The sequence below is a fragment of the Streptomyces inusitatus genome (assembly GCF_014651115.1).
Lineage (GTDB): Bacteria > Actinomycetota > Actinomycetes > Streptomycetales > Streptomycetaceae > Streptomyces > Streptomyces amakusaensis.
Genome location: NZ_BMWG01000004.1, coordinates 257,772 through 282,322, shown reverse-complemented (window position 1 = coordinate 282,322; position 24,551 = coordinate 257,772). Strand labels below are relative to the sequence as shown.

The following is a 24,551-nucleotide window of genomic DNA, read 5'->3' as shown; positions in this document are numbered from 1 at the left end:
CGGGGGGATCCCCGGGGGTCCCCCGGGTGGGGGCGGCTGTGTGTGTTCGCCCGCATTCGCTCCAGGTTTGTTGACAATCGTTTCCACTTTTGTTGAAAATGACTGTCATGAACGTACGACGCCTCATACGCACCACCGCCACCGCCGGAGCAGTCGTTCTCGGCCTGACGGCGGTCGCCGCCTGCTCCTCCGCCGACTCGGGCTCCGGTTCCGGGGGCGGCTCGGAGGACGGCAGGCTGAAGGTGACGGCGTCGTTCTACCCCATGCAGTTCCTCGCCGAGCGGATCGGCGGCGAGCATGTCTCCGTCACGGCGCTGACCAAGCCGGGCGTCGAGCCGCACGATCTCGAACTCAAGCCGCGCCAGGCCGCCCAGCTCGGCGAGTCCGGTTACATCCTCTACCTCAAGGGTCTCCAGCCCGCCGTCGACAAGGCCATCGAGCAGTCCGGCGTGAAGCACACGGTCGACGCCGCGACCCTCACCTCCCTGGAGACCCACCAGGACGAGAAGGGCCACGAGGAGAGCCACGAGGGCCACGACCACGGCGCCGAAGAGGACGACCACGGCCACGACCACGGCTCCGAGGCCGGCGACCCCCACATCTGGCTCGACCCCGCGAAGTACGCGGAGGTCGCCGAGGGCGTCGGCGAGTCCCTGGGGAAGGCGGACCCGAAGAACGCGGACGCCTACCGGAAGAACACCGCGACCCTGGTCGGCGAATTGAACAAGCTCGACGCCGACTACCGCGAAGGCCTGAGCAAGACCGCCACCAAGACCTTCATCACCACCCACACCTCCTTCGGCCACCTCGCCGAGCGGTACGGCCTGGACCAGGAGGGCATCGCCGGGATCAACCCCGACGCGGAGCCCAGCCCGGCCCGGATCAAGGAACTCCAGACCATCGCGGAGAAGGACAAGGTCACCACCGTCTTCTTCGACACCCTCGCCAGCGACCGGACCGCCAAGACCCTCGCCGACGACACCGGGCTCACGACGGACGTCCTCGACTCGCTCGAAGGCATCACCGACAAGTCCAGGGGCTCCGACTACATCGAGGTGATGGAGTCCAATCTGACGGCGCTGAAGAAGGCGCTGGGCGCGTCGTGACCACCCGATCGGAGTCCCCTGTGAGCGAGCCCGCCATAGCCGCCGACGGCGAAACCGCCATCGGCGACGCCGTCATCAGCATGCGGGGAGCACGCGCCACCCTCGGCTCCCGCCCCGTGCTGCGCGGCGTCGATCTGACGGTGCGCCGCGGCGAGGTCGTCGCCCTCCTCGGCGCGAACGGCTCCGGCAAGTCCACCGCCGTACGCTCCGTGATCGGACAGATACCGCTCACCGAGGGCGAGATCGAACTCTTCGGCACCGGGCTGCGCCGCTTCCGCCAGTGGTCCCGCGTCGGATACGTGCCCCAGCGCACCACCGCCGCGAGCGGGGTCCCCGCGACCGTGCGCGAGGTCGTCTCCTCCGGACGCCTCTCCCGCACCCGGCTCGGACTGCTCTCCCGCGCCGACCGCGCGGCCGTCGACCGGGCGATCGCGCTGGTCGGCCTCGCCGACCGGGCCAAGGACTCCGTCGGCGCGCTCTCCGGCGGCCAGCACCAGCGGGTGCTGATCGCCCGCGCGCTCGCCTCCGAGCCCAAGCTTCTGATCATGGACGAGCCGATGGCCGGGGTCGACCTCGCCAGCCAGGAGATCCTCGCCGCGACCCTGCGCGACCAGGTCGCCGCCGGTACGACCGTGCTCCTCGTCCTGCACGAGCTGGGCGCGATCGAGCCGCTGATCGACCGGGCCGTGGTGCTGCGCGACGGCTGCGTGGTGCACGACGGGCCGCCGCCGAAGGCCGTGGGCCAGCACGCGCTGCCCGGCCACGACCACGTACATCCGCACGCGGCCGACGAGCCGCTCCGCACAGGACTGCTGACCTGACCATGGAAATCCTTGAGACGGCCTTCATGCAGCGGGCGCTGATCGCGGCCCTGCTGGTCGGCATCACCGCGCCCGCCATCGGCATCTATCTGGTGCAGCGCCGCCAGGCGCTGATGGGCGACGGCATCGGCCATGTCGCGATGACCGGTGTCGGCCTCGGCTTCCTGCTCTCCACCAACCCGATCTGGATGGCGACCCTCGTCTCCGTCGTCGGCGCGGTCACCATGGAGCTGATCAGGGCGTACGGGCGGACCCGGGGCGACATCGCGCTCGCGATGCTCTTCTACGGGGGCATGGCGGGCGGTGTGCTGCTGATCAATGTCTCCGACACCGGCTCCACCGGCGATCTCAGCTCCTTCCTCTTCGGCTCGCTCTCCTCCGTCTCCGACTCCGACCTGATCGCCATCGGGGCGCTCGCCGCCTTCGTCGTCCTGGTCTCGGTCGGACTGCGCCGGCAGCTCTTCGCCGTCAGCCAGGACGAGGAGTTCGCCCGGGTCACCGGGCTGCCGGTGCGCTTCCTGAATCTGCTGATCGCGGTCACCGCCGCCGTCACCGTCTCGGTCGCGATGCGCGTCGTGGGGCTGCTGCTGGTCAGCGCCCTGATGGTGGTCCCCGTCGCGGCGGCCCAGCAGATCTCCCGCTCGTTCAGGGCGACCTTCGCGCTGGCGGTCGGCATCGGCGTGGCCGTGACCCTGGCGGGCACCACCACCTCGTACTACCAGGACGTGCCCCCGGGCGCGACCATCGTCCTGCTCGCCATCGCCGTCTTCATCGCCCTCACCGCGCTCGCCACCCCGCTCGCCAGGCTCCGCGCGCGCCGCACGGAGGCCGCGAGGGCCGGGGCGGACGGCCGGGGAACGGGCGCGCCGGAGTGCCCCTCGGAGACCCTCTCCGAGGTCCCGCGCACCCGGCTCCCGGGCGACGACGTCAAGGTCTGACGCCGGGCCTGGCAGAATTGGCCCTGACAAGCAGGTCGGGGCGAGCGAGGAGGCAGCTGTGGCGACGGCGCCAAGCGGCGGGAACACCGCACCAGTGCGAGGCCGATCCACACGGCAGCGCGCCGCGGTGGCGGCGGCACTGGACGAGGTGGACGAGTTCCGCAGCGCCCAGGAGCTGCACGACATGCTCAAGCACCGGGGCGATTCGGTCGGGCTGACCACGGTCTACCGGACGCTCCAGTCCCTCGCCGACGCGGGCGAGGTCGACGTCCTGCGCACCAATGACGGCGAGTCCGTCTACCGCCGCTGCTCGACCGACGACCACCACCACCATCTGGTCTGCCGCGTGTGCGGCAAGGCGGTCGAGGTCGAGGGCCCCGCGGTGGAGCAGTGGGCCGAGACGGTGGCGGCGCAGCACGGCTTCGTGAATGTCGCCCACACCGTGGAGATCTTCGGCACCTGCGCGGAGTGCGCGAGCGCCAAGCCCGGGGGTCGCTGACCCCCGGGCGCCCACAGGCCCTAGGGCCTGTCCTCAGGCACCGCTCTGCCCGGGGACCTCGTTGGGCACCGCGCCGCCGAAGCGGCGGTCGCGCCGGGCGTACTCCAGACAGGCCCGCCACAGGTCGCGGCGGTCGAAGTCGGGCCACAGCACGTCCTGGAAGACCATCTCCGCGTACGCGCTCTGCCAGAGCAGATAGTTGGAGGTGCGCTGCTCGCCGCTCGGGCGCAGAAAGAGGTCCACGTCCGGCATGTCCGGGTAGTACATGTACTTCTGGAAGGTCTTCTCATTGACCTTCGCCGGGTCGAGCAGGCCCGCCGCCACATCGCGCGCGATCTTCTGCGCGGCGTCGGCGATCTCGGCGCGGCCGCCGTAGTTGACGCAGAAGTACAGCGTCATGGCGTCGTTGTCGACGGTCTGCTCCTGGGCGATCTGAAGCTCCTGGACGACCGACTTCCACATCTTGGGCATACGGCCGACCCAGCGGATGCGGATGCCCAGCTCGTTCATCTCGTCGCGGCGGCGGCGGATGACGTCCCGGTTGAAGTTCATCAGGAAGCGCACCTCGTCGGGTGTGCGCTTCCAGTTCTCGGTGGAGAAGGCGTACAGGGAGAGGTTCTTGACGCCCATCTCCAGGCAGCCCTTGAGCACATCGAGGACGACGGCCTCGCCGACCTTGTGGCCCTCGGTGCGCGGCAGGCCGCGCTCCTTGGCCCAGCGGCCGTTGCCGTCCATGACGCAGGCGACGTGGTTGGGGACGAGTTCGCCGGGGATCTTCGGCGGCCGCTCCCCGGAGGGGTGCGGCTCGGGGATCTTGTACTCGCGGCGGGACCGGCCCAGGATTCCGCGTCGTGCCATGCGGCTCACATCTCCTAGCTTCTGCTCTGCTTCTGCTTCTTCTGCTTCTTCTGCTTCGGTGTTCGCTCGGTACTGAAGGCGGGCCGCTACTTCTCCACATAGCGGAGCGAGCGCAGGCCGCGCTCCAGATGCCAGTGCAGATAGGCGGAGACCAGCCCGCTGCCCTCTCTGACATGACGCGCCTCACAGGCGTCCGCCGTGGGCCAGTCGCCGGTCAGCAGCGCGCTGAGCAGCCCGATGGCCTCCGCCGAGGGTACGACGCTCCCGGGCACCCGGCAGTCCCCGCATATGACGCCGCCGGCGGCGACGGAGAAGAATCGGTTCGGCCCCAGCAGCCCGCACTTGGCGCAGTCGTCGAAGCTGGGCGCGTACCCGTTGACCGCGAGGGAGCGCAGCAGGAACGCGTCCAGGATCAGGTGCGGCGCGTGCTCGCCGCGCGAGAGCGAGCGCAGCGCGCCGACGAGCAGGAGGTACTGCTGTACGGCGGGCTCGCCCTCATGGTCGGTGAAGCGCTCGGCGGTCTCCAGCATCGCGGTGCCCGCCGTGTAGCGCGGATAGTCGGTGACGATCCGGCCGCCGTAGGGGGCGATGGTCTCGCTCTGGGTGCAGAGCGGCAGCCCCCGGCCGATCAGCTCGCTCCCCCGCGCGAAGAACTGCACATCGACATGGGAGAAGGGCTCCAGCCTGGCCCCGAACTTCGACTTCGTCCGCCGGACCCCGCGCGCCACGGCCCGCACCCGCCCATGGCCGCGGGTGAGCAGCGTGACGATACGGTCGGCCTCGCCCAGCTTCTGGGTGCGCAGCACGATGCCGTCGTCGCGGAACAGGCTCATGGCCTCATTGTCCCGTACCGCCGGACCCCGCCCGTACCGCGTCCCGGGCCCCGGACTCGTCGTACTCCCTGCGCGCCGCGTCGATCCGGCCGGAGTTCTCCTCGGCCCAGCGCGTCACGGCGGCCAGGACGGGCAGCAGACCGCGGCCGAGGGGGGTGAGGTCGTAGGTCACCCGCACCGGGACGGCGGCGGTGACGGTCCGGTTCAGGAGGCCGTCGCGCTCCAGGCGGCGCAGGGTCTCGGTGAGCATCTTCTGGCTCGCGCCCGCGATCGCCCGGTTCAGCTCGCCGTGGCGGCGCGGCCCGTCGGAGAGTTCCTTGAGAACGAGCGCGACCCATTTGTCCCCCAGGCGGTCGAGGAGCCGGTTGGTGGGGCAGTCGGCGAACCGGGCCCGGTGCGCGGTACGGGCCTCGGCGCGGCGCTCGGCGGCGGTGCGGGTGGTCATGGGCGTCCCTCCGGGTGCGCTGGGCACGGTGAAGTGCCTACTCCCGTCCGACCGTAGCGCCGCCCTAGCGTCGGGGGCATGACACAGACCATTGGCATTGTCGGCGCGGGCCAAGTGGCCCGCGCCCTCGCCCTCCCGCTGAGCGCGGCGGGCCACCGGGTGATCGTGGGCGCCCGCCGCCCGGACGCCGCCGGGGACTGGGGCCCGGGGGTACGGGTCACCCGGCCCGAAGAGGCCGCCGAGGCGGCGGATCTGGTGATCAACGCGCTGCCCGGGGCGGTGTCGGCCGAGGTGCTCGGCCCGCTCGCGCCCCGGCTCGCGGGGAAGGTGCTCATCGATGTGGCCAACGCGGTGGTGCCGGACGCGCACGGCTTCGCCTCGGCCCTGCGGTATCCGGGGAGCAGCCTCGCCGAGGAGCTTCAGCGGACGCTGCCCGGCGTCCGGGGGGTGAAGACCCTCAACACCGTGCATGTCTCGGTCATGGCCGTTCCCTCCTCGCTCGGCGTCCCGCCGTCCGCCTTTCTGTCGGGGGACGACGGCGACGCCAAGCGCGCGGCCGAGGCTCTGCTCATCTCGCTGGGCTGGCCGCCCGCGTGGATCCTCGATCTCGGCGGTGTGGCGAGCGCCCGGGGCCCCGAGTCCTTCGTCCTGATGGTCGGCGGCCTGGTCCGGGCGCTGGGTCCGGTGCCCTTCGGTCTGGCGGTCGCCCGCTGAGCGCCGCGGCCGACGTCAGCGGGGCGCCCCCGCGAACCGGTCCAGGGTCCGCAGTACGCGGTCCAGCATCGCCTCCGACCCCATGTGCCCCGCGTCCTCGACGACGGTCAGCTCCGCGTCCGGCCACGCCTTGGCCAGCTCCCACACCGTGCCGACCGGGCACACCATGTCGAGCCTGCCGTGGATCAGCGCCCCGGGGATCCCCGCGAGCCGTCCCGCGTCCCGCAGCAGCGCCCCCTCCTCCAGCCATGCGCCATGGGCGAAGTAGTGCGCGCAGATCCGCGCGAACGCCAGCTTGGCGAGGTCCGCGCGATCGGTGTACGGGGTGGTGGCCCCCGCCGTCTCGATCAGCAGCACGGAGTCCTCCCAGGCGCACCAGTCCGCGGTCGCCTTCGCCCGTACGGCGGGGTCCGAGTGCCCGGTGAGCCGCGCGTACGCGGCGACGATCCCCTCCCCGTCGGCCGGGACTCCCGGCGCTCCCGCCCTAAAGCGGTCCCACGCCTCGGGGAAGAAGCGGCTCGCGCCCCGGTACAGCCAGTCGGTCTCGGAGCGCCGGGAGGTGGTGACGGCCTGGAGGACGATCTCCGACACCCGCTCCGGATGCGTCTGCGCGTACGCCAGCGCCAGCGTCGAGCCCCAGGATCCCCCGTACAGCAGCCATCTCCCGACCCCCAGCCGCTCCCTCAGCCGCTCCATGTCCGCGATCAGATGCGCGGTGGTGTTGTGCCGCATGTCCGTCGCCGGATCACTCGCGTGCGGCGTGCTCCGCCCGCACCCCCGCTGATCGAACAGAATGATCCGGCACCTCCCCGGATCGAACATCCTCCGCAGCCCCGGCCGGCACCCCGACCCCGGCCCTCCATGCACCACGAGCACCGGTTTCCCCTCCGGGTTCCCGCACTCCTCCCAGTACACGCGATTGCCGTCCCCGACATCGAGCATGCCGCGCAGCCGGGGTTCGATCGGCGGATACATCTCGGTGATGTAGGTCATGACCACATCATCGGCGAACCGCGTCAGCGCGTCAGCGCGAACCCGAGAACGATGAAGACGACCGTGGTACCGACCGCGAACGGGACGTGCCAGCGCGGGTATTCGAACCTCTCGCGCCTCACACCCTCCTTCAGCTCCAGGGCCCACACCGTGAACAGCTTGCGGCTGGGGAGCAGCCCGACCGTCAGGCCGATGAGCGAGGACGGGTACAGCACCAGCTTCTCGACCGAAGTGAGTTCCCTCCCGTCGCCGAGCGCGATGACGAGAACGCCACACCCGACGATTACCAAGGGATATGCCGTACGGACCACCGGCAGGGGAATCCACTTCGCCATGGCGAAACAGTGAATCACCGTGGCCGCAGCGGCCATCAGCCAGATCCAGTGCATGGCAACGGTCGTGAGCACGAGAGCGAAACCCTTCCGGAAGATCGGGAGAGATACGGTGCGGGCCGGCGCCTGCCACTTCCCCGCAGATCATTTTACGTGGACGGCCACCGGACCGTTCAGGCTCCACGCCGAGCCAAGTGACCTCTGACGGCTGCCCGTTGCCCGGCGTCCGAAGCGGCGGCTCCCCCGTCCACGGCCGCAGCTTCCCCGGGTTGCGAATCACCCAGATCCGGGGGACCCTCCCGCCGGACACTTCGAGCCCTGGGGGCCGTCCTCGCCCGACTTCCGCCAGAGCGCCCACGACATGGGGGACTGTCCCGTTCGCCCGAGCAGGTGCGTGCCGCAGGAGCCGACCGTGCCGACGGCCTGCTGCCCGTATCCGTACAGGTGCCGGAGCCACCCGCAACGCCCTGACGAGCCGCGCGGTTCAGCCGAACATGCTCACCCAGCGGCGGACCGTCCGGTCGTAGTGGCCGACGGTGCCGGGGCGGATCGATGCGAACGCCACCCACTCGTCGCCATCTTCCCCGTCACCGTCGTCGACCGGGTCGTCAAAGGGACCCGGCGCCCAGGAGACAAGGATCCGGCTCTCCTCCACCTCGACCACCCAGCCGAGGAACTCCCTGCCGTCCCGGAGCGAGAAGCCGACTTTGTCGGACCTCTCCGAACAACGGGCGAAGTAGCTTTGAAACGACAGGAGTTCGGACACCTGCCCAGCCTACGGGTATGGACGCGACCGACTTCCCCGACGACCTGCTGCCCCCGGAGCTGTACCAGCCCTGGACGGCCGTCGCGTCAGCGCATCGATGGTTGACCGTATTTCAGCCCGTATCGCAGAACTCCAGCGAGACGATGACGCCCACGGCGGCGGAGACCTGAGACAGGGAACCAGGGCCTGTCTCCCTGATCCGCGCACATTTGGTTCGCGTGGTTCGACTACTCGGTGGCATGCCGAGCTCGGGTACCGCCGCCCGATATGCACGAACACGGTGAGCGTCCTGGCCGAGAACGAGGGCATGTTTCTACGCGCCATGGGTGCGGACGTTCGGATGCGTCACTGTCGGACACGGGGCCCGGCCGAGTCAGAAGTTCCTCGAACTGGTCGACGATCAGCAGCCGGTCGAAGCCGGGCTCCGCATCGAGGCGGGCCCCGGCCGAGGCTGTCAGGCAGTCGGTGGAAGCGCCGGGCAGCCCCGCGTTCTCCAGTTCCGCGAAGAAGTCCTGTCCGGGACGGGTGACCACGGGCAGCCAGCGGTCGCTGCCCGAGAGTGCCCCGTCCGCCAGGGCGGGCAGCACACCTGCGTTGACCAGCGAAGTCTTTCCCGCTCCGGAAGAGCCCAGCAGCATCAGCATCCGCCGCTGCTCCGCCGGTACCTCGCCCCACACCCTCGGCGCGCCCGGCAGGTGCGGGAAGGCGAGCCGCACCCGGCCGCCCGGCCCCTGTCCGGCCGCGCGTACGACATGTGCGCAGGTGACGACGGCATCAGCAGCGACCAGAAAGCCCGCCCCGGCCACCTCACCGTCCACCGCCAGTACCTGGACCACCGAGTCCGGCACGGACCCGTCCCCGGCGCTCATGCTCCGGGGTTCCCCGCAGCGGGTGCGGGCTCATCCTTCTTCCAGAGCAGTCTGACCTTCAGATGAACGGTTGCGCCGGCCTTGGTGACGGACCGGCACCAGAGCGGCCTGCAACGTCTGTGGCAGCTCACGGAGAGCGTCCCCGACCCGGCCCGCCTTCACCGGCCCGCCGAGTTCCGGTTCCGGCCCGGCCCGGCCTCGACCAGAATCACCCCGCCGCCCTCCAGCGGCATCCGAGTCGATCCCCGCATCAATCACCCCTCAAGATGATCGAAGGATCCCGTCAAGCACGCTGCTTCACAGTCGATGACATCGGCCGTCGTGGGAGAGGCCGAAAGGAGAAATCGCTACTGACACCAGTGTTCGCAAGGCCTCAGTCGATACAGAACTCGTTGCCCTCGATGTCCTGCATCACGATGCACGAGTCGTCGCCGCCGTCGTACAGCAGCCGCTGGCGTACCGCGCCGAGCGGGAGCAGGCGGGTGCACTCGGCCTCAAGGGTGGCCAGGCGCTCCTTGCCGATGAGGCCGGTGCCGACGCGGACGTCGAGATGGACGCGGTTCTTGACGACCTTGCCTTCGGGGACGCGCTGGAAGAACAGACGCGGGCCCTCGCCGGAGGGGTCGACGCAGGCCGACCAGGAATCCCGCTTCTCGGGCGGCAGGGAGTGCTTGTACTCGTCCCAGGTGGCGAAGGGCTCCGGCGGCGGCGGGACGACGTATCCCAGCACCTCGCACCAGAAACGGGCGAGACGCTCGGGCTCCGCGCAGTCGAAGGTGACCTGGAACTTCCTGATCAATGCCATTGGCTCACCGTAGTGGCGGGCGCTGTCCCTCGGCATCTGGTTTTTCGAAGGTCCGGCGCGCAGTGTTCTCGGACGAGTCGGTATTCCGGCCGTCCGTGAACCATTTATCGGGCACATCGGTAAGACGACCTCAAACCATCTCACCCCGACTGCGCGCGTTCGCGTACGCGTTCATCGCGCTGATCCGCTCCGTAAGAATGGCGGCCCTCACGGCCCTTGGGATGGCCGGTGCAGGCTTCCCGGCGCAGGAGCCGGCGGGGTCTCGGTCACTGGGTCCCCGCGCTCTCGTTCCTTTCGGAGGGCGGCGGTGAGGCGGCGGACGACATCGACTGACGATTCCGGAACGTTGGAGCGCCTTGCGCAATTCTTGTACGGCGCCGCCCCTGTACTGCCGGAATTAATGACAGGAAATCAGTGAACTCCCCCGATTAGCCTCTCTGTTGACAGGCAGACAACAGAGAGGGAAGCAATGAGTCTGGACGCGTTACGGACAGTGTCCCGAGCGGTGGGCCGCCGTACGGCTCTGCGCTACCTCGCGGTCGGCGTCGGGGCCTCGCTGCTCACGGCGTGCGGCGGGGGCGGCGGGGGCGGGGGCGGCGATGCCAGTCCCACCCCGACGGAATCCGTGGCGGGTCAGGCACTCGCGGCGTTCCTCCGCGGCGGCTGGAAGGTCGCCGTCGGAGACCCGGGCGAGGAGACCCGCACGTTCTCCGCGACCGTCGAGGGCACCAGTTGGACGCTGGACTTCGGCGAGCACGGAACGCTCGCGGGAACATGGTCTCTCCAGGGGGGCCGACTGAACCTGCACCACCCCGAGAGCCTCAACCCTGGCGGCTCGCAGGAGATGACCGATTCCTCCGCCGAGAACCTCCCGGCGACGGTCGACGGCTCCGTCGCCCTGAGCCTGCCGTGGAAGCCGCCGCCGGGCTCCTTCGACACCGGGGACCAGCGGCTCGATGTGAAGTACGACAAGAAGAGCGGCACCCTGCGCATCGTCCACGTGGACGGTGCCAGCAAGACCCACCTCGTCTGCACCCGCGCGTAGCCGTAGCTCTCGGCCGCCTCCGGGCCCGTACACGTACACGCACTGACCTGCGCGGATGAAAAACGTGGAGCGGGCCGTCGCGACCCACTTCCGGATCAACCGGCGGGCGGCGATTCGCGCGGCGATCGACCTCGGTGGTGACACGGACACCGTCGCGGCGGTCACCGGAGGGCTCGCGGGCGCGCTTTACGGGCCGGAGGCGATTCCCGCGCGCTGGACCGAGCCCTTGCATGTGCCCCTGTCGGGGGCGGAGAGGCCGGGAACGGTGCTGCGGCTGGGCGATCTGGTCGATCTGGCGCGGCGGCTGGGCTCCGCCTGACGGATCTTGCTGCCGTAGCGTTCGTGGGTATGTACGAGTGGTGGAAGGTGCTGCCGGACGACGAGCGGCGGCAGTGGGCGCTGGATCCGTTCGTGAGCGTGGGGCCGCTGCGCTTCGGCATGGGCCCCGGGGAGGTGTCGGAGGCGCTGAGCGGTGTCACGGCGGAATCCCAGCGACACAAGCACCGGGGATCCGCGGTCGTGGAGGGCGTGTACCGGGAGTTCGGCCTGAAGCTCTGCTACCGGGAGGAGCGGCTGTCGGGGGTGGTGGTCGACGCGCTGTGCGGGCCTCAGGTCTTCGCGGAAGGCGTCGCGCTGGTCGGGCGGGTGCCCTCCGTGCTGGAGCGGTGGATGGCCGATCGGGCGGAGGCCGGTGAGCCGTACGCGGAACTCACGTACATGGACGCGGGCGTGCCCGGGTCCGACGCCTTGGGGGTGGTGATCGATGTTCAGCGGGCCGGTGATCATCTGCTCACGCGGCCGGTGTTCGTGCCTTTCGAAGCGATGGACGACCTTTCTCATTTCCTTCCCGGGGATGTGTGGTCGGTTTGCTGAACACCCGCCGGCCTGACGCCCGGGGCGCGGGCCTTTCGGCACCGGCCGGACCGAGTGCGGTCCGCCCGCGCCCCGGCGGTTCTATTCAGCCTGCACGCCGGTGTTCTGGCAGGCGTGCAGCAGCCACCTCCCGTCGTCCTGCTTCGTCATGATGTAAAGCGGAGCGCCTTCCGTTTCGCCCTCCGGTGAGCGGTAGAGCTGCCGGACCTTGACGGCCGCGACGTCGGGCCGGAGGAACTGTGTGTGCACGACCTCGTAGGTGATCTCGCCGTCCCAACTGGCTGTCGGCAGTACGGAGCGGGTGAACTCGGCGATCGTGTCGAAGCCGATCAGGACCTTGCCGTGGCCGGTGGTCCAGAGGGCGTCGGGGTGGAAGAGGGCGAGGAAGCCCTCGGTGTCCTTGGCGCGCTGGGTGCGCTCGACCGTGGCGACGACCTGTCCGATGGCTTTGATGTCTGCGGTGTCTGCGGTTCTGGTGTCCATGCGGATCACCCTGGTACCCGAAGCGGACTTGAGGTCAAGACCCGGTCGCGAGTTCGGCGGGCTCGTAGGAACCGCCCCGGTGGTGCAGGATCACGCCGAGCCGGTTGGTCGCGTTGATCATGGCGATCAGGGAGACGAGGGCGATGGCCTGGTCGTCGTCGTAGTGCTCACGCACCCGGGCCCAGGTCTCGTCGGAGACGCCCTGGGCGGCGTCGGCGATGCGGGTGCCCTCCTCGGTGAGGGCCAGCGCGGCGCGTTCGGGGTCGGTGAAGACGGTGGAGTGGCGCCAGGCGGCGAGGAGGTGGAGGCGGGCCGGGGTCTCACCGGCGGCGGTGGCGTCCTTAGCGTGGATGTCGGCGCAGTAGCCGCAGCCGTTGATCTGGCTGGCGCGGAGCTGGACCAGTTCCCGGGTGGACTCGGGCAGGGGGGACTCCTGGATCGCGAGGCTGACGGCGTAGACGCGCTTGGCGATCCTGGTGCCGAGTCCACTGGCGAACAGGTTCATACGGGGTTCCATGGTTCGTCCTCATTCGCAGATCTGTATGACGAACACGGGATGCCGGCCGCCCGGGTCCTGTGACAGCGCGGCGGTGTGACGTGGACCACCGGTCACGGGTGTCACAGGGCGGCCGGGACCGGCGTCCTGTGTGCGTGACACGGCGAAGGGGGGCGGCGGCCATGGGGGAACACGCGGGGGGCACGGCGGCCACCGGGGCGTTCCTCGCTCATCGGGCACTGCTGTTCACCGTCGCGTACGAGATGCTCGGCTCCGCCGCCGACGCCGAGGACGTCGTTCAGGAGGCATGGCTGCGCTGGGCGGACGTCGATCTCGGATCGGTGCGGAATCAGCGTGCGTACCTGGTCAGGGTGGTGACGCGCCAGGCGCTGGGGCGGCTGCGCACGCTCCGCAGGCGCAGGGAGACGTATATCGGGCCCTGGTTGCCCGAGCCGCTGCTGACCGCGCCGGATGTGGCCGAGGACGCGGAGCTGGCCGACAGCGTCTCGACGGCGATGCTGCTCGTACTGGAGACTCTCGCGCCGACCGAGCGGGCGGTGTTCGTGCTGCGCGAGGTGTTCGCTCTTGAGTACGGCGAGATCGCGGCGGCCGTCGGCAAGTCCCCGGCGGCGGTCCGGCAGATCGCGCACCGGGCGCGGGCGCACATCGCGGCGCGCCGCCGTCCGCGCGAGGCGGTCTCCCCCGCCGAGGCCCGCCGTGTGCTCGCGGCGTTCCAACAGGCCGTCGAAACGGGTGATCTACGGCTGCTCCTCGGCCTGATCGCGCCGGACGTCGTCCTGCTGACCGACGGCGGCGGAGTCGTACGGGCCGCGCTCTCGCCGGTCGTGGGCGCGGACAGGGTGGCCAGGGTGCTCGGCGGGATCGGCGGCGCGATGTCGCTCGGGGCGGCCCGGGTCAACGGCGGCCCGGGGCTGGTCCTCCGGCGGGGCGGCGGGATCGACACGGTCATGTCGGTGCGTATCGACGGCGGGCTCGTCACCGGGCTCTACGCGGTGCGCAATCCCGAGAAGCTGTCACGCGTCGGCCGGGAGACCGCTGTGAGGCGGTGAAGCCGTGGGCTCGGGGGAGATCTGATGTGCGGTCACAAACGGCCCCGGGGGGCGACGTACACGCGAAGGGGCCGCGCAGGGACCGGGGCCGGGACGTAAAGCGGCGCAGCTCGCGCGGAGCGCGGTGAGGAAAGCAGTCCCGGACCCGGGCCCGGAGCGGACCCGTACCCCGACCACCGGACCCGCGCACCGGACCCGCAGACTCAATCGGATACCCCCCAGGGGTAATTGACGCAGCGGCGAACGCCGGGCTACCGTTCCCATAGGCACATACCCCATCGGGGTATGTAGAGAAGGGAACCGTGATGACCGAGACCAACTGGCACCTCAAGGGCGAGTGGTTCGACGTGTGCAGCTGCTCGATGCCCTGCCCCTGCACCTTCGCGCAGGCTCCGACGGACGGCGGGTGTCTGTTCACGCTCGTGTGGCAGATCCATGAGGGGCACTTCGGGGATGTGCGCCTGGACGGCCTCGGGATCGTGGCGCTCGGGGAGTTCGCGGGGAACATGTGGGTCGGGGACCCCGACGCCACGATGAAGGCGATGTTCTACATAGACGAGAAGGGGACGCGGGAGCAGCGGGACGCGCTGGAGGAGATCTTCCGGGGGAACGTCGGCGGGTGGCCGGGGAAGTTCGGCTCGCTGATCAGTGAGGTGCGGGAGGTGGCGTACGCGCCGATCCGCTTCGATGCCGCGCCGGATCTGGCGTACTGGCGGGCGAGTGTGTCCGACAAGGTGAGTGTGGGGGCGAAGGCGCTGACCGGGCCGACGTCGGATCCCACGCGCCGGGTGCAGCTGATCAACGCGCCGGGGGCGGAGGTCGGGCCGGGGCAGGTGGCGACGTGGGGTGTGGTGAGTGAGGACCGCGCGGAGGGGTTTGACTTCTCGCGCGAGTACCGGGGCGGGTCGAGCAAGCACTTCCCGTTCGACTGGCGGCCGGAGGCGTAACGGCTCCTGCTCCCGCCCCCGCTCCTGAGCGCATCGGTCCCGTCCGGTCTGCAAGAAGTCGCGTTGTCCGGACACAGACAGGATGTGGATCGATGCGGAGGAGGGGAGGGCGCGGCCATGGACGACTGGCGCGGGTTCGAGGGCGTCCACCGGGAGACCTCGCTGCCGGTGCTGCGCTTTCTGCGGCGGAGGGTGCCCGCCGAGCTGGCGGACGCGGCGCCGCCGCCGGAGACGGTGCGTCATCCCGCCCTGTCCAGAGGTCCGTTGAGTTGCCCATGTCACACACCTGGTTCTCAACCATCCGGCGCGTTCCGCCGTCCCCCCGGTCGTAGATGCATCCATGGGGAGGACAGCGCATGCGCAGAACGCTCACGGGAATGGTGTCCCTGGCCCTGCTGACGGGCACGGTGACAGCGGCCGGGGCCCACGCGGCCGAGGTGCCGGAGCGGCCCGTCGGGAGCCAGGCGAAGGCGGCGGACATCAAGAGCCGGCTGCTGGCGATACCGGGGATCAAGTTCATCAGTGAGGAGAAGGTCGGCAAGCACCGCTTCTTCACGCTCAGCTACGCACAGCCGATCGACCACAAGAACCCGCGCAAGGGCACCTTCCGGCAGCAGTTCACCCTGTTGCACAAGGACACCAGCCGCCCCACCGTCTTCCACACCTCGGGCTACTTCCTGTGGCCCAACCCGGAGCGCTCGGAGCCGGCGCAGATCATCGACGGCAATGAGGTCTCGCTGGAGCACCGTTTCTTCCCGCCGTCGCGGCCGAAGCCCGCCGACTGGTCGAAGCTCACCATCCGGCAGGCGGCCGACGACCAGCACCGGCTGTTCACCGCGCTGAAGAAGATCTACACCAAGAAGTGGATCTCCACGGGGGCCTCGAAGGGCGGCATGACCGCTTCGTACTACGAGCGCTTCCACCCCAAGGACATGGACGGCGTGGTCGCGTATGTCGCGCCCAACGACGTGAACAACAAGGAGGACTCGGCGTACGACAAGTTCTTCGACACGGTCGGCACCAAGAAGTGCCGGGACCTGCTGAAGGGCATCCAGCGCGAGGCGCTGGTCCGCCGGGGGCCGATGGAGAAGCGCCTCGCCGCCACGGCGGCCGAGACCGGCGCGACCTTCAAGACGGTGGGCTCACTGGCCAAGGCGTACGAGGGCGCGATCCTCGGTATGCCCTGGGGCTTCTGGCAGTACTCGGGGGTCGAGGCGTGCGACGCGATCCCCGCCTCGCCGAAGAAGCTGAGCGACGACCGGCTCTACACCGCGCTGCTGGAGCTGGGCGGGGTCGACGGGGCCAGCGACGCGAACCTCGAACCGTTCACGCCGTACTACTACCAGGCCGGCACCGAGCTGGGCGCGCCGACGATCAAGGTGCCCAAGCATCTGAAGGACCTGGCGCGTTACGAGGACCTGCCGCCGCGCGCGTATGTGCCGCGCGACATCCCGATGACGTTCAAGCCGAAGGCGATGGCGGACGTCGGCGGCTGGGTGCGGGACAACGCCCGGCAGATGCTCTTCGTCAACGGCTCGTACGACCCGTGGAGCGCGGAGCCGTTCCGTCTCGGCAAGGGCGCGAAGGACAGCTATGTCTTCACCGTGCCCAAGGCCAACCACGGCGCGGAGGTGGCCGGGCTGCCCAAGAAGGAGCGGACGCTCTCCATCGCGAAGATCCAGAAGTGGGCCGGGGTCGCGCCCAGGTCCGTGCTGAAGGACCCGTCGAAGGCGAAGCCGCTGGGTGCGTTCAGCCCTGAGCTGGACCGCAGGGACGGTCAGCGGGACCGGGTGCTGCGGCTTCCGTAGGCATCATCGCCCCTGAGCGGGCGGGTGGGCGGGTCGGTGGGAAGGAGGTCCGGAAGGGGCCGCTTCAAGCCGACCCGCCCTTCTTTTCAGGCCGGTTGATCTCCCTGGCCGCCGGTCTTCTCAACTCGGGTGCGTACGCCGACGTCCGTAGGTGCGTACATCCACCACGAGGAGACATAAGCGCAAGACGCTGACCGGACTCGTGTCCCTGGCCGTGCTGGCGGGCACCGTGACAGCGGCCGGCGCGACCGGCGTCGAAGCTCACCGTCCGGCAGGCCGCCGACGACCAGCACCGGCTGTTCACCGCGCTGAAGAAGATCTACCCCAAGAAGTGGATCGCCACCGGCAACTCCAAGGGCGGGATGACGGCCACCTTCTACGAGCGCTTCCACCCGGACGACATGGACGGTGTGGTCGCCTATGTCGCCCCCAACGATGTCGACAACGACGAGGACTCGGCGTACGACCGGTTCTTCGAGCGGGTCGGCACCGCCGAGCAGCGCGCCGGGCTGCGGGCTCTGGAGCGGGAGGGGCTGATCAGACGGGAGGCGATGGAACGGCGGCTGGCGGCCGAGGCGGCGGCCGAGGGACTGACCTTCACCACCGTGGGCTCGCTGGACAAGGCGTACGAGGCCGTGGTGCGGGAGGTGTCCTGGAACTACTGGGCCATGCCGCCGGAGGGCGGCCGTCCAGCGCTGCCCGACCCGGCGGCCCTCACGGACCAGCGGCTGTACGAGACGCTCAACGGGCTGGTGAAGCTGAGCACGTTCGCCGATCAGAACCTCACCGACTTCGCTTACGAGTACCAGGCCGGGACCGAGCTGGGCTCCCCCACGCGGCGGACGCCCGCGCACCTCAAGGGGCTGACCCGGTATCCGTACCAGCCGCCGCGCACCTTCGTGCCGCGCGGGATCCCGATGACGTTCAAGCCGAAGGCCATGGCGGACATCGACCGCTGGGTGCGCGACAGCGCCCGGCGGATGCTCTTCGTGAACGGCGAGTACGACCCGTGGAGCGCGGAGCCGTACCGCCTCGGCAGGGGCGCGAGGGACAGCGCGGTGCTGACGGCCCCGGGAGCGGACCACTACGCCCACATCAGGGATCTGAGCGAGCGGGACAGGGCTTCGGCCACCGCGAAGCTCCTGCGGTGGGCCGGGGTCGCGCCCGGTGCGAAGCGGGTCGCACCGGGCGCCCCCGGGCCGCGTCAGAACTTGCCGCGGTAGCCGGTGAGGTCGGCCTCGGAGCAGGTCGCCTTGCCGATCAGGCACGTGACGGAGGCGTACCCGCGCTGGTAGACGTTGGTGACCTTGCCGCCGTTGTAGATGTAGATGTGGTGGTTGGGCATCAGACGGTGCTTGCCGGAGCGGATGGTCCAGTTTCCGCCCTTGGTCATATTGATGGTGAAGGCGCCATCGATTCCGCCCTTGATGCCCAGAATTCCGCTACAGAAGGGGTTCTGGGCGAGCATCTTCATACGGATGTCGACGCTGCTGCCGCTGCTGCCGAGCTTCTTGGCTTCCATTTTCTTGTCGGTGGCGGTCTTGGTCGCCACCTTCTTTCCACTGCTCTTCTTGTAGACGGTCGTCGAACCCATCGACTTATTGCCGACGACCTTCTTATTGCTCCAGGTGACGGTCGCGTGGAGAGCGGACCGGTATTTGCTCGACTTCCAGTCGTATCCGCGCCCGTCGCCGCCGAACTGGTAGCCCTTCTTGTACGAGCAGCCGGCCGGCGGCGCGTCGATCTTCTTCTGCGGGATGAAGGTGATCCAGGAGAGCGTGGTGGTCTTCGCCGCCGCAGCCAGCGCGACCCGCTCGGAGGCCGCGCGCCGGAGCCCGTCACGGGAACTCGACTCGGGGACGGCCGCCTTCACTCCCCAGAGGCGGGCCTCGGCGTGGCCGCCCTTCGGCAGCACGGGGGCCACCTGGTAGTCGTACTCGGCGCCCTTCACGACGTTCGTGTCGCGGAACGAGGACACACCGGCGGGGAGGACGGCCACCTCGCGCCCGTCCCGCGTCACCGCGTACCGCGCGTCCGGCGCGTACGCGCGCCACGACAGATCGACGAACGAGCCGCCGTACGAAACCGCGATTCCCTGCTCCAGACTGGAGCGGTCGACCACGGCCCTCTCGCCCGACTTCGCCTGTTCCACGCCGAAGTCCGTCCCCTTGGGCGCACCGGCCGACGTGCCGCGCGCGGCGGACGAATCCAGTTTCCGGGTCTCGCCGTTTGTGAGCGCCGAAAGGGAGAACGCCACCGAATCGGCGTTCTTCTCAATGTCGGAGGCCGAGGCCGCCGGGGCGATTCCCGACGTCACCATTACGGCTGGAGCGAGCACCAGGGCCGATATCTTCGCCACTGAAAAGCTCTTCATTTGTTTCCCCCCATGATTCCTGTCATTCAGTCCCGTCAGCAGGGCCCCGCAGTAAGCGGATGGGGGCCCGAGCGACCGGAACAGACGGGGATGCTAACATGATCGCCGGAGTGGTGATCATGTCACCCAAATGTAATTTTCACCTCGCGCACAGGGCTTTACATGCAGGGTGAACATGGATTAATGCAGGGGTTTCGCCATGACTGACAAAGCGGCAGACGGTCCCGCCGGTCTCTACGGAGGCGTCTCCCTCGGGCTGGGCGTCATCGGCCTGGTGTGCCTGGCTCTCTACGCCTTCGGTGTGGCTCCGCTCGCCTTCGCCCTGGGTCCCCTGGCCGTCACCTTCGGAATCCTCGGGCTGGTCAGCGGGATCAACCGGGCCAAGTCGGCGGCGGGGCTGCTCGCCGGGGTCGTTCCCACGGTGCTGCTGCTTCTGCTGCCGTTCGGCGTGGCACCTCTTTAGAACCCGTAGGACCCGTAGAACCCGTAGAACCCGTGGGGCCTGTAACCCGTAGAACTCGCCTCAGGAACAGGGCACTCCGGGATCATGGGGTGATGGAATCCATTCACCGGACAGCCCGCCAGACCGTCAGCTCGGGGTCGCCGCTCGAACCCGACATCGGGTTCTCCCGGGCGGTCCGCAAGGGGGCGCATGTCGCGGTCGCCGGAACCGCCCCCATCGGGGACGACGGGACGACCGTGGGGCGGGGCGACGTCCATGCCCAGACCGTCAGATGCCTGGACATCGCGGAGGCGGCGCTGACGGCGGCGGGGGCATCACTGGGGGATGTCGTGCGGACTCGCGTCATGCTCACGGACGTGACCCGGTGGAGGGAAGCCGCACGGGCCCACGGGGAGCGGTTCGCGGCGGTCCGCCCGGTGACCACCTTCGTCGAGGTCTCGCGCTTCATCGATCCGGACTGGCTCGTCGAGGTGGAGGTCGACGCCGTCCTCGACGAGGTGAGACCCGAGCGGTAGACCTCAGACGCCTCAGACGCCTCAGCCCTCAGGGCGAGGGCGTACGGGCGGTCGAGAGAAGGCGGTCGGTGTCGGCCGGGAGGAATTGGAGGGCGGCGCCCACCGTGGCGAGGACTTCGCGTTCGGCGGGGCTGTAGGGGGCGTCCGCGAGGGCGATACGGGCGCCCTGAAGCAGGATGGACTCCCGGCCGGCCGGGGCCAGGTGCGGAGCGAGCGGCTCCAGTGCCTCGTGGAGTTCGATGGCCAGGGCCGCGCCGTAGGGGCCCGCGTCGGTGACGAAGCGGCCGGTGTCGGCGGCGAGCGCCTCGATGAGGCCGGTGAGCTGGTCCTCGGTGCAGTCGTGGAGGCCGGCCGCGCGGACGGTGGCGACGGCGGTCTCCCTGACCTGGCGGGAGGCGGTGCCGCCGGAGGCGAGGACCGCGAGGGTCACGGTGTGCACGGCGTCCCGGAGCATCGCGGAGAAGCGGGCGGTGGTGGGGTGGTCGAGGGCGTCCATGCCGAAGTGGCCGTGGCAGGAGGCGCATTCGACGACCGGGCCCGCGGCGCCGCGCGGCAGCAGCGGAACACCGAGGAGGGTGAAACGGCGGCGGCCGGTCCGGCGGCGGTAGTTGCGATCGCCGCCGCAGTCCGGGCAGAAGAACTCGCCGTCCCCCACCGTGTTCCAGGATGTGTGAATGCCGCAGACCAGCAGCTTTCGGCCAAACAAACCCCGGCCTGCGCGCACCGCGCACCTCCGTAACGCTCCGGCAACATTCCCGCGTTGACGTGATGTTAGCCACATGACGAGGGTGCCGTCAGCACTCGGGCGGCAGGACATCGGCACATGGCTGATTACCCGCCATCCGGTCCACCGGCGAAATCCCCGCGAACCACACCCGGATTCCGGCTGTCGGCAGGGGGAATTCACGGCGCGACGGGCCGTGCCCCTGGAACATCCACGGCTGGATGTGCCAGGGGCACGGCGGCGAAGAGAACCCGGTTCAGCGGCTGGCGCGGTTGACGGCGGAGACGACCGCCTTCAGAGATGCCCTGGTGGTGTTGGCATCGATACCGATACCCCACAGCACCTTTCCGTCGATGGCGCACTCGATGTACGAGGCGGCCTGGGCCGACGCGCCCTCGCTCATGGTGTGCTCGGTGTAGTCCAGCAGCCGGGCGTCGACGCCCACCGCGCCCAGTGCGGCGAAGAAGGCGGAGATCGGACCGTTCCCGGACCCCGACAGCACGGTTTCGACGCCGTCCACGACCGCTTCGACGGTCAGGGTGTCGATACCGTCCGTGTCGGTGGTCGACTGGCCCGAGCGCAGCTGGACCCGGCCCCATCGAGCCGCAGCGTTCTCCGGGTTGGGCAGGTACTCGTCCTGGAAGACCGACCAGATCGCGGCGGGGGTGACCTCGCCGCCCTCGGTGTCGGTCTTGACCTGGATGATCTTCGAGAACTCGATCTGCATCCGGCGGGGCAGATCCAGCTTGTGGTCGTTCTTCAGGACGTACGCGATGCCGCCCTTGCCCGACTGCGAGTTGACCCGGATGACCGCCTCGTAGGAGCGGCCGACGTCCTTGGGGTCGATGGGCAGGTACGGGACGTTCCACTCCAGGTCGTCCACGCTCTTGCCGGCGGCCCGCGCCTCGGTCTCCATGGCGTCGAAGCCCTTCTTGATGGCGTCCTGGTGGGAGCCGGAGAAGGCGGTGTAGACCAGGTCGCCCGCGTAGGGGTGGCGCGGGTGGACCTCCATCTGGTTGCAGTACTCGCTGGTGCGGCGGATCTCGTCGATCTGCGAGAAGTCGATCTGCGGGTCGACGCCCTGGGAGAACAGGTTCATGCCCAGGGTGACCAGGTCGACGTTGCCGGTGCGCTCGCCCTGGCCGAAGAGGCAGCCCTCGATCCGGTCCGCGCCGGCCATGATCGCCAGCTCGGCGGCGGCGACGGCGGTGCCCCGGTCGTTGTGGGGGTGCACGGAGAGGCAGACGTACTCACGGCGGGACAGGTTGCGGCTCATCCACTCGAACCGGTCGGCGTGGGTGGAGGGCGTGGAGCGCTCCACGGTGGCCGGCAGATTGAGGATGATCTCGCGGCCGGCCTCCGGCTGCCAGACGTCCATGACGCCTTCGCAGACCTCCAGGGCGAAGTCCAGCTCGGTGTCGGTGAAGATCTCGGGGCTGTACTGGTAGCCGAAGACCGTCTCCGGGCCCAGCAGCTTCTCGGCGTACTCGACGACCAGCCGGGTGCCGTCCACGGCGATCTGCTTGACCTGCTCGCGCGAGCCCCGGAAGACGACCCGGCGGAAGGTGGGCGCGGTCGCGTTGTACAGATGGACGGTGGCTCGGTGGGCTCCGCGCAGGGATTCCACGGTGCGCTCGATCAGCTCTTCGCGCGCCTGGGTCAGTACGGAGATCGTCACGTCCTCGGGGATCGCGCCGTCCTCGATGATGGAGCGGACGAAGGCGAAGTCGGTCTCGCCGGAGGAGGGGAAGCCGACCTCGATCTCCTTGTACCCCATGCGTACCAGCAGATCGAACATCTCCCGCTTGCGGGCGGGGGACATGGGGTCGATCAGGGCCTGGTTGCCGTCGCGCAGATCGGTGGAGAGCCAGCGGGGGGCGGCGGTGATGCGGTTGTCCGGCCAGGTGCGGTCGGCGATGTCGACGGCCTCGTACCGGCCGTACTTGTGGATCGGCATGCCGGACGGCTTCTGGGTGTGGGTCGCGTTGGTGATGGGCGTGGGGCGACCGACGGACGATTCAGACATATGCGCAGGGCTCCTCGGGGTCCAAAGGTGTGGACGGCCGACGATTTCGAAGCAGCACCAGATCCCGCGGGGAGGGAGTCGGCCTACGACTACAGGCCCTCGCCGCGGCAGCTAAGAAGAAGCAGCCCGAAACGCATGATGCGAGGCAGCCTAACCGAGGAATCCCCGGCCCACCGTGTCGTATCACTATGCGGGATGTCGATTGTATTCGGCCAACCGGGATACTTCACTCTATTTCACTAATCATCGTGGCAACCAGTGACAGGAGGGTGACCCGATGCCACATTGCCGCTCATGGCAAACACCCACGCAGGCTCCCGGCATCCCGTCTTCTGCACGATCATCCCGCCGCATGTCCTGGACACCCTCGCCCGGGGCGCGGACACCGCGATCGCCACGCTCGCCCAGCGGACCCTGGAACTCGACGCCGCCAACCGGACCAGGCGGCGGATCACCACCGTACGGGGGCTGAGCGCCGCGGCCCCCTCCGCCGCCGCGGTCGGCCCCGAGGAGCCGGACCGGACGGTCTACGACTGCGAGAACCGCACCCTGCTGCCCGGGAAGAAGGTCCGCGAGGAGGGCTCGGAGCCCGGGCAGGACGCGACCGTCAACCGTGTGTACGCGGGGCTCGGCGCCACCTTCGAGCTGCTGCTGAAGTCGTACGGCCGGAGCTCCCTCGACGGCGAGGGGCTGCCGCTGATCGCCAGCGTCCACTACGACCGGCAGTACGCGAACGCCTTCTGGGACGGCGAGCAGATGGTGTTCGGCGACGGGGACGGGGTGCTCTTCCTCGACTTCTCCATCCCGGTCGACGTCATCGCGCACGAGCTGGCGCACGGCCTCACCCAGTACACAGCGAACCTGGAGTACTTCACCCAGTCGGGCGCGCTGAACGAATCGGTGTCCGACGTCTTCGGCTCGCTGGTGAAGCAGTACACCCTCGGCCAGACCGCCGCCGAGGCCGACTGGCTGATCGGGGCGGGGCTGCTGGGCCCGGAGGTCACGGGCGTGGCGCTGCGGAGCATGAAGGCCCCGGGGACGGCGTACGACGACGACGTCCTCGGCAAGGACCCGCAGCCGGCCACCATGGACGGCTATGTCCGTACCGGCCGGGACAACGGCGGGGTGCACATCAACTCCGGCATCCCCAACCACGCCTTCTATCTGCTCGCCACCGAGCTGGGCGGAAAGTCGTGGGAGCGGGCCGGTCAGATCTGGTTCGACACCCTCACCGGCGGCGAGCTGTCGCCGAACGCGCGGTTCCGCGAGTTCGCCCGGCTGACGGTGGAGTCCGCGCGGGCCCGCTACGGGGACGGCGAGGAGCTCCAGGCGGTGCTGAAGGCGTGGTCGACGGTGAAGGTGCCGACGAACTGAGAGCTTGTTCCACGGCCGGGTGGCCCGGGGTGGATCCGGCTTCCGCCCCGGGCCGATCCGTACTAGAACGGAAGCCATGCGCATCCAGGTACGACGTACCGGCGGCTTCGCCGGGATCGAGCGATACGCCGAGGTGGAGACCTTGGACCGGGCCGACGCGGAGACATGGCGCGCGCTGGCCGAACGGGCCCTCGCGGACGCCGCCGGGGCTCCCCCGGCGGGCGTTCCGGACGGGTTCGGCTATGAGCTGACGGTGGACGGGCACACGGTGTACTGCTCGGACCCCCGGCTCACCGACGAGCAGCGGGAGCTGTTCTCCCGGGTGCTGAGGGAGGGCGCGTGACCGTCCGCGACGGTCACGCGCCACCGCCGGG

Annotated in this window: 29 protein-coding genes and 2 pseudogenes; 18 read left to right on the top strand and 13 right to left on the bottom strand. The window is 69.6% G+C overall.

The features are described 5' to 3' along the window. Positions 1-107: 107 nt before the first annotated feature. The 4 genes from IE247_RS10765 (at position 108) to IE247_RS10750 (ending at position 3,364) form a co-directional block, all read left to right on the top strand. Positions 108-1,106: a metal ABC transporter substrate-binding protein gene (locus IE247_RS10765; protein WP_190122761.1), complete on the top strand. Its 999-nt coding sequence runs from the start codon at positions 108-110 to the stop codon at positions 1,104-1,106. Positions 1,107-1,186: 80 nt separating this feature from the next. Then, positions 1,187-1,927 carry a metal ABC transporter ATP-binding protein gene (locus IE247_RS10760; protein WP_190122867.1) on the top strand — a complete coding sequence of 247 codons (741 nt, stop codon included), beginning with the start codon at positions 1,187-1,189 and terminating at the stop codon, positions 1,925-1,927. A 2-nt stretch (positions 1,928-1,929) separates the two neighbouring features. Continuing rightward, entirely contained in the window at positions 1,930-2,865 is a 936-nt protein-coding gene (locus tag IE247_RS10755) for a metal ABC transporter permease (protein ID WP_190122760.1), read from the top strand. A 58-nt stretch (positions 2,866-2,923) separates the two neighbouring features. Next, a complete protein-coding gene (locus tag IE247_RS10750) occupies positions 2,924-3,364 on the top strand; it encodes a Fur family transcriptional regulator (RefSeq protein ID WP_190122759.1) in 441 nt (146 codons plus the stop codon). A gap of 33 nt (positions 3,365-3,397) precedes the next feature. Here IE247_RS10750 and IE247_RS10745 read toward each other — a convergent pair whose 3' ends face one another. The 3 genes from IE247_RS10745 to IE247_RS10735 form a co-directional block, all read right to left on the bottom strand. Beyond that, positions 3,398-4,222, bottom strand: a complete 825-nt coding sequence (locus IE247_RS10745) for an isoprenyl transferase (RefSeq protein ID WP_190122758.1) — start codon at positions 4,220-4,222, stop codon at positions 3,398-3,400. 86 nt (positions 4,223-4,308) lie between these two features. Further along, positions 4,309-5,055: a DNA repair protein RecO gene (gene recO / locus IE247_RS10740; RefSeq protein ID WP_190122757.1), complete on the bottom strand. Its 747-nt coding sequence runs from the start codon at positions 5,053-5,055 to the stop codon at positions 4,309-4,311. Positions 5,056-5,059: 4 nt separating this feature from the next. Beyond that, the gene (locus tag IE247_RS10735) at positions 5,060-5,500 is read right to left on the bottom strand and encodes a winged helix-turn-helix transcriptional regulator (RefSeq protein ID WP_190122756.1); all 441 of its coding nucleotides are present in this window, start codon (positions 5,498-5,500) and stop codon (positions 5,060-5,062) included. A 78-nt stretch (positions 5,501-5,578) separates the two neighbouring features. Between IE247_RS10735 and IE247_RS10730 the strand changes: the two genes are divergently transcribed. Next, positions 5,579-6,214, top strand: coding sequence for an NADPH-dependent F420 reductase (locus IE247_RS10730; RefSeq protein WP_190122755.1), 636 nt, complete (start codon positions 5,579-5,581; stop codon positions 6,212-6,214). 15 nt (positions 6,215-6,229) lie between these two features. Here the strand turns inward: IE247_RS10730 and pip are convergent, their stop codons facing one another. The 3 genes from pip to IE247_RS10715 form a co-directional block, all read right to left on the bottom strand. After that, positions 6,230-7,207 (bottom strand): prolyl aminopeptidase, encoded by a 978-nt coding sequence (pip, locus tag IE247_RS10725; RefSeq protein ID WP_190122754.1) that lies wholly within the window; start codon positions 7,205-7,207, stop codon positions 6,230-6,232. A 23-nt stretch (positions 7,208-7,230) separates the two neighbouring features. Then, on the bottom strand, positions 7,231-7,614 hold the full coding sequence (locus tag IE247_RS34210; protein ID WP_229868999.1) for a hypothetical protein: 384 nt from the start codon (positions 7,612-7,614) through the stop codon (positions 7,231-7,233). Between the two features lie 409 nt (positions 7,615-8,023). Continuing rightward, positions 8,024-8,305: a hypothetical protein gene (locus IE247_RS10715; RefSeq protein ID WP_190122753.1), complete on the bottom strand. Its 282-nt coding sequence runs from the start codon at positions 8,303-8,305 to the stop codon at positions 8,024-8,026. Between the two features lie 17 nt (positions 8,306-8,322). Here IE247_RS10715 and IE247_RS10710 point away from each other — a divergent pair, with 17 nt between their 5' ends. Then, complete coding sequence (locus tag IE247_RS10710; RefSeq protein WP_190122752.1) at positions 8,323-8,475, top strand: hypothetical protein; 153 nt, start codon at positions 8,323-8,325, stop codon at positions 8,473-8,475. A gap of 57 nt (positions 8,476-8,532) precedes the next feature. Here the strand turns inward: IE247_RS10710 and IE247_RS10705 are convergent, their stop codons facing one another. Both IE247_RS10705 and IE247_RS10695 read right to left on the bottom strand, forming a co-directional pair. Continuing rightward, complete coding sequence (locus tag IE247_RS10705; protein ID WP_190122751.1) at positions 8,533-9,174, bottom strand: nSTAND1 domain-containing NTPase; 642 nt, start codon at positions 9,172-9,174, stop codon at positions 8,533-8,535. Positions 9,175-9,547: 373 nt separating this feature from the next. Further along, the gene (locus IE247_RS10695; RefSeq protein ID WP_190122750.1) at positions 9,548-9,979 is read right to left on the bottom strand and encodes a VOC family protein; all 432 of its coding nucleotides are present in this window, start codon (positions 9,977-9,979) and stop codon (positions 9,548-9,550) included. Between the two features lie 493 nt (positions 9,980-10,472). On the opposite strand from IE247_RS10695, the gene IE247_RS10690 reads away from it, so the two are divergent. The 3 genes and pseudogenes from IE247_RS10690 (at position 10,473) to IE247_RS10680 (ending at position 11,897) form a co-directional block, all read left to right on the top strand. After that, on the top strand, positions 10,473-11,024 hold the full coding sequence (locus IE247_RS10690) for a hypothetical protein (RefSeq protein ID WP_190122749.1): 552 nt from the start codon (positions 10,473-10,475) through the stop codon (positions 11,022-11,024). A gap of 109 nt (positions 11,025-11,133) precedes the next feature. Next, positions 11,134-11,343 (top strand): annotated as a pseudogene (locus tag IE247_RS10685) (ADP-ribosylglycohydrolase family protein); the annotation flags it as partial. Between the two features lie 23 nt (positions 11,344-11,366). Beyond that, positions 11,367-11,897, top strand: a complete 531-nt coding sequence (locus IE247_RS10680) for a hypothetical protein (protein ID WP_190122748.1) — start codon at positions 11,367-11,369, stop codon at positions 11,895-11,897. Between the two features lie 81 nt (positions 11,898-11,978). Here IE247_RS10680 and IE247_RS10675 read toward each other — a convergent pair whose 3' ends face one another. Beyond that, positions 11,979-12,380 (bottom strand): SgcJ/EcaC family oxidoreductase, encoded by a 402-nt coding sequence (locus IE247_RS10675; RefSeq protein WP_190122747.1) that lies wholly within the window; start codon positions 12,378-12,380, stop codon positions 11,979-11,981. Positions 12,381-12,414: 34 nt separating this feature from the next. Next, a complete protein-coding gene (locus tag IE247_RS10670) occupies positions 12,415-12,897 on the bottom strand; it encodes a carboxymuconolactone decarboxylase family protein (RefSeq protein ID WP_190122746.1) in 483 nt (160 codons plus the stop codon). A 161-nt stretch (positions 12,898-13,058) separates the two neighbouring features. Between IE247_RS10670 and IE247_RS10665 the strand changes: the two genes are divergently transcribed. The 4 genes and pseudogenes from IE247_RS10665 to IE247_RS10650 all read left to right on the top strand — a co-directional run. After that, positions 13,059-13,946: an RNA polymerase sigma-70 factor gene (locus IE247_RS10665; protein ID WP_190122745.1), complete on the top strand. Its 888-nt coding sequence runs from the start codon at positions 13,059-13,061 to the stop codon at positions 13,944-13,946. Positions 13,947-14,251: 305 nt separating this feature from the next. Next, positions 14,252-14,893, top strand: coding sequence for a DUF1326 domain-containing protein (locus tag IE247_RS10660; RefSeq protein ID WP_190122744.1), 642 nt, complete (start codon positions 14,252-14,254; stop codon positions 14,891-14,893). A 356-nt stretch (positions 14,894-15,249) separates the two neighbouring features. After that, complete coding sequence (locus tag IE247_RS10655) at positions 15,250-16,701, top strand: S28 family serine protease (RefSeq protein ID WP_190122743.1); 1,452 nt, start codon at positions 15,250-15,252, stop codon at positions 16,699-16,701. 263 nt (positions 16,702-16,964) lie between these two features. Continuing rightward, positions 16,965-17,924, top strand: a pseudogene (locus tag IE247_RS10650) (serine protease); the annotation flags it as partial. Here the strand turns inward: IE247_RS10650 and IE247_RS10645 are convergent. Beyond that, positions 17,906-18,853, bottom strand: a complete 948-nt coding sequence (locus IE247_RS10645; protein ID WP_229868997.1) for a hypothetical protein — start codon at positions 18,851-18,853, stop codon at positions 17,906-17,908. The pseudogene IE247_RS10650 and the gene IE247_RS10645 sit on opposite strands and share 19 nt — an antisense overlap. 16 nt (positions 18,854-18,869) lie before the next feature. On the opposite strand from IE247_RS10645, the gene IE247_RS34205 reads away from it, so the two are divergent. The 3 genes from IE247_RS34205 (at position 18,870) to IE247_RS10635 (ending at position 20,053) form a co-directional block, all read left to right on the top strand. After that, positions 18,870-19,091 (top strand): hypothetical protein, encoded by a 222-nt coding sequence (locus IE247_RS34205; protein WP_229868995.1) that lies wholly within the window; start codon positions 18,870-18,872, stop codon positions 19,089-19,091. Between the two features lie 183 nt (positions 19,092-19,274). Then, positions 19,275-19,538 (top strand): hypothetical protein, encoded by a 264-nt coding sequence (locus tag IE247_RS10640; RefSeq protein WP_190122741.1) that lies wholly within the window; start codon positions 19,275-19,277, stop codon positions 19,536-19,538. Between the two features lie 92 nt (positions 19,539-19,630). Continuing rightward, positions 19,631-20,053 (top strand): Rid family hydrolase, encoded by a 423-nt coding sequence (locus IE247_RS10635; protein WP_190122740.1) that lies wholly within the window; start codon positions 19,631-19,633, stop codon positions 20,051-20,053. A 28-nt stretch (positions 20,054-20,081) separates the two neighbouring features. Here IE247_RS10635 and IE247_RS10630 read toward each other — a convergent pair whose 3' ends face one another. Beyond that, on the bottom strand, positions 20,082-20,777 hold the full coding sequence (locus tag IE247_RS10630; protein ID WP_190122739.1) for a TerB family tellurite resistance protein: 696 nt from the start codon (positions 20,775-20,777) through the stop codon (positions 20,082-20,084). A 256-nt stretch (positions 20,778-21,033) separates the two neighbouring features. Next, on the bottom strand, positions 21,034-22,803 hold the full coding sequence (gene leuA, locus IE247_RS10625) for a 2-isopropylmalate synthase (protein ID WP_190122738.1): 1,770 nt from the start codon (positions 22,801-22,803) through the stop codon (positions 21,034-21,036). A gap of 294 nt (positions 22,804-23,097) precedes the next feature. Here leuA and IE247_RS10620 point away from each other — a divergent pair, with 294 nt between their 5' ends. Both IE247_RS10620 and IE247_RS10615 read left to right on the top strand, forming a co-directional pair. Then, entirely contained in the window at positions 23,098-24,177 is a 1,080-nt protein-coding gene (locus tag IE247_RS10620) for a M4 family metallopeptidase (RefSeq protein ID WP_190122737.1), read from the top strand. Between the two features lie 76 nt (positions 24,178-24,253). Beyond that, entirely contained in the window at positions 24,254-24,520 is a 267-nt protein-coding gene (locus IE247_RS10615; RefSeq protein ID WP_190122736.1) for a protealysin inhibitor emfourin, read from the top strand. The last annotated feature ends 31 nt before the right edge of the window (positions 24,521-24,551 follow it).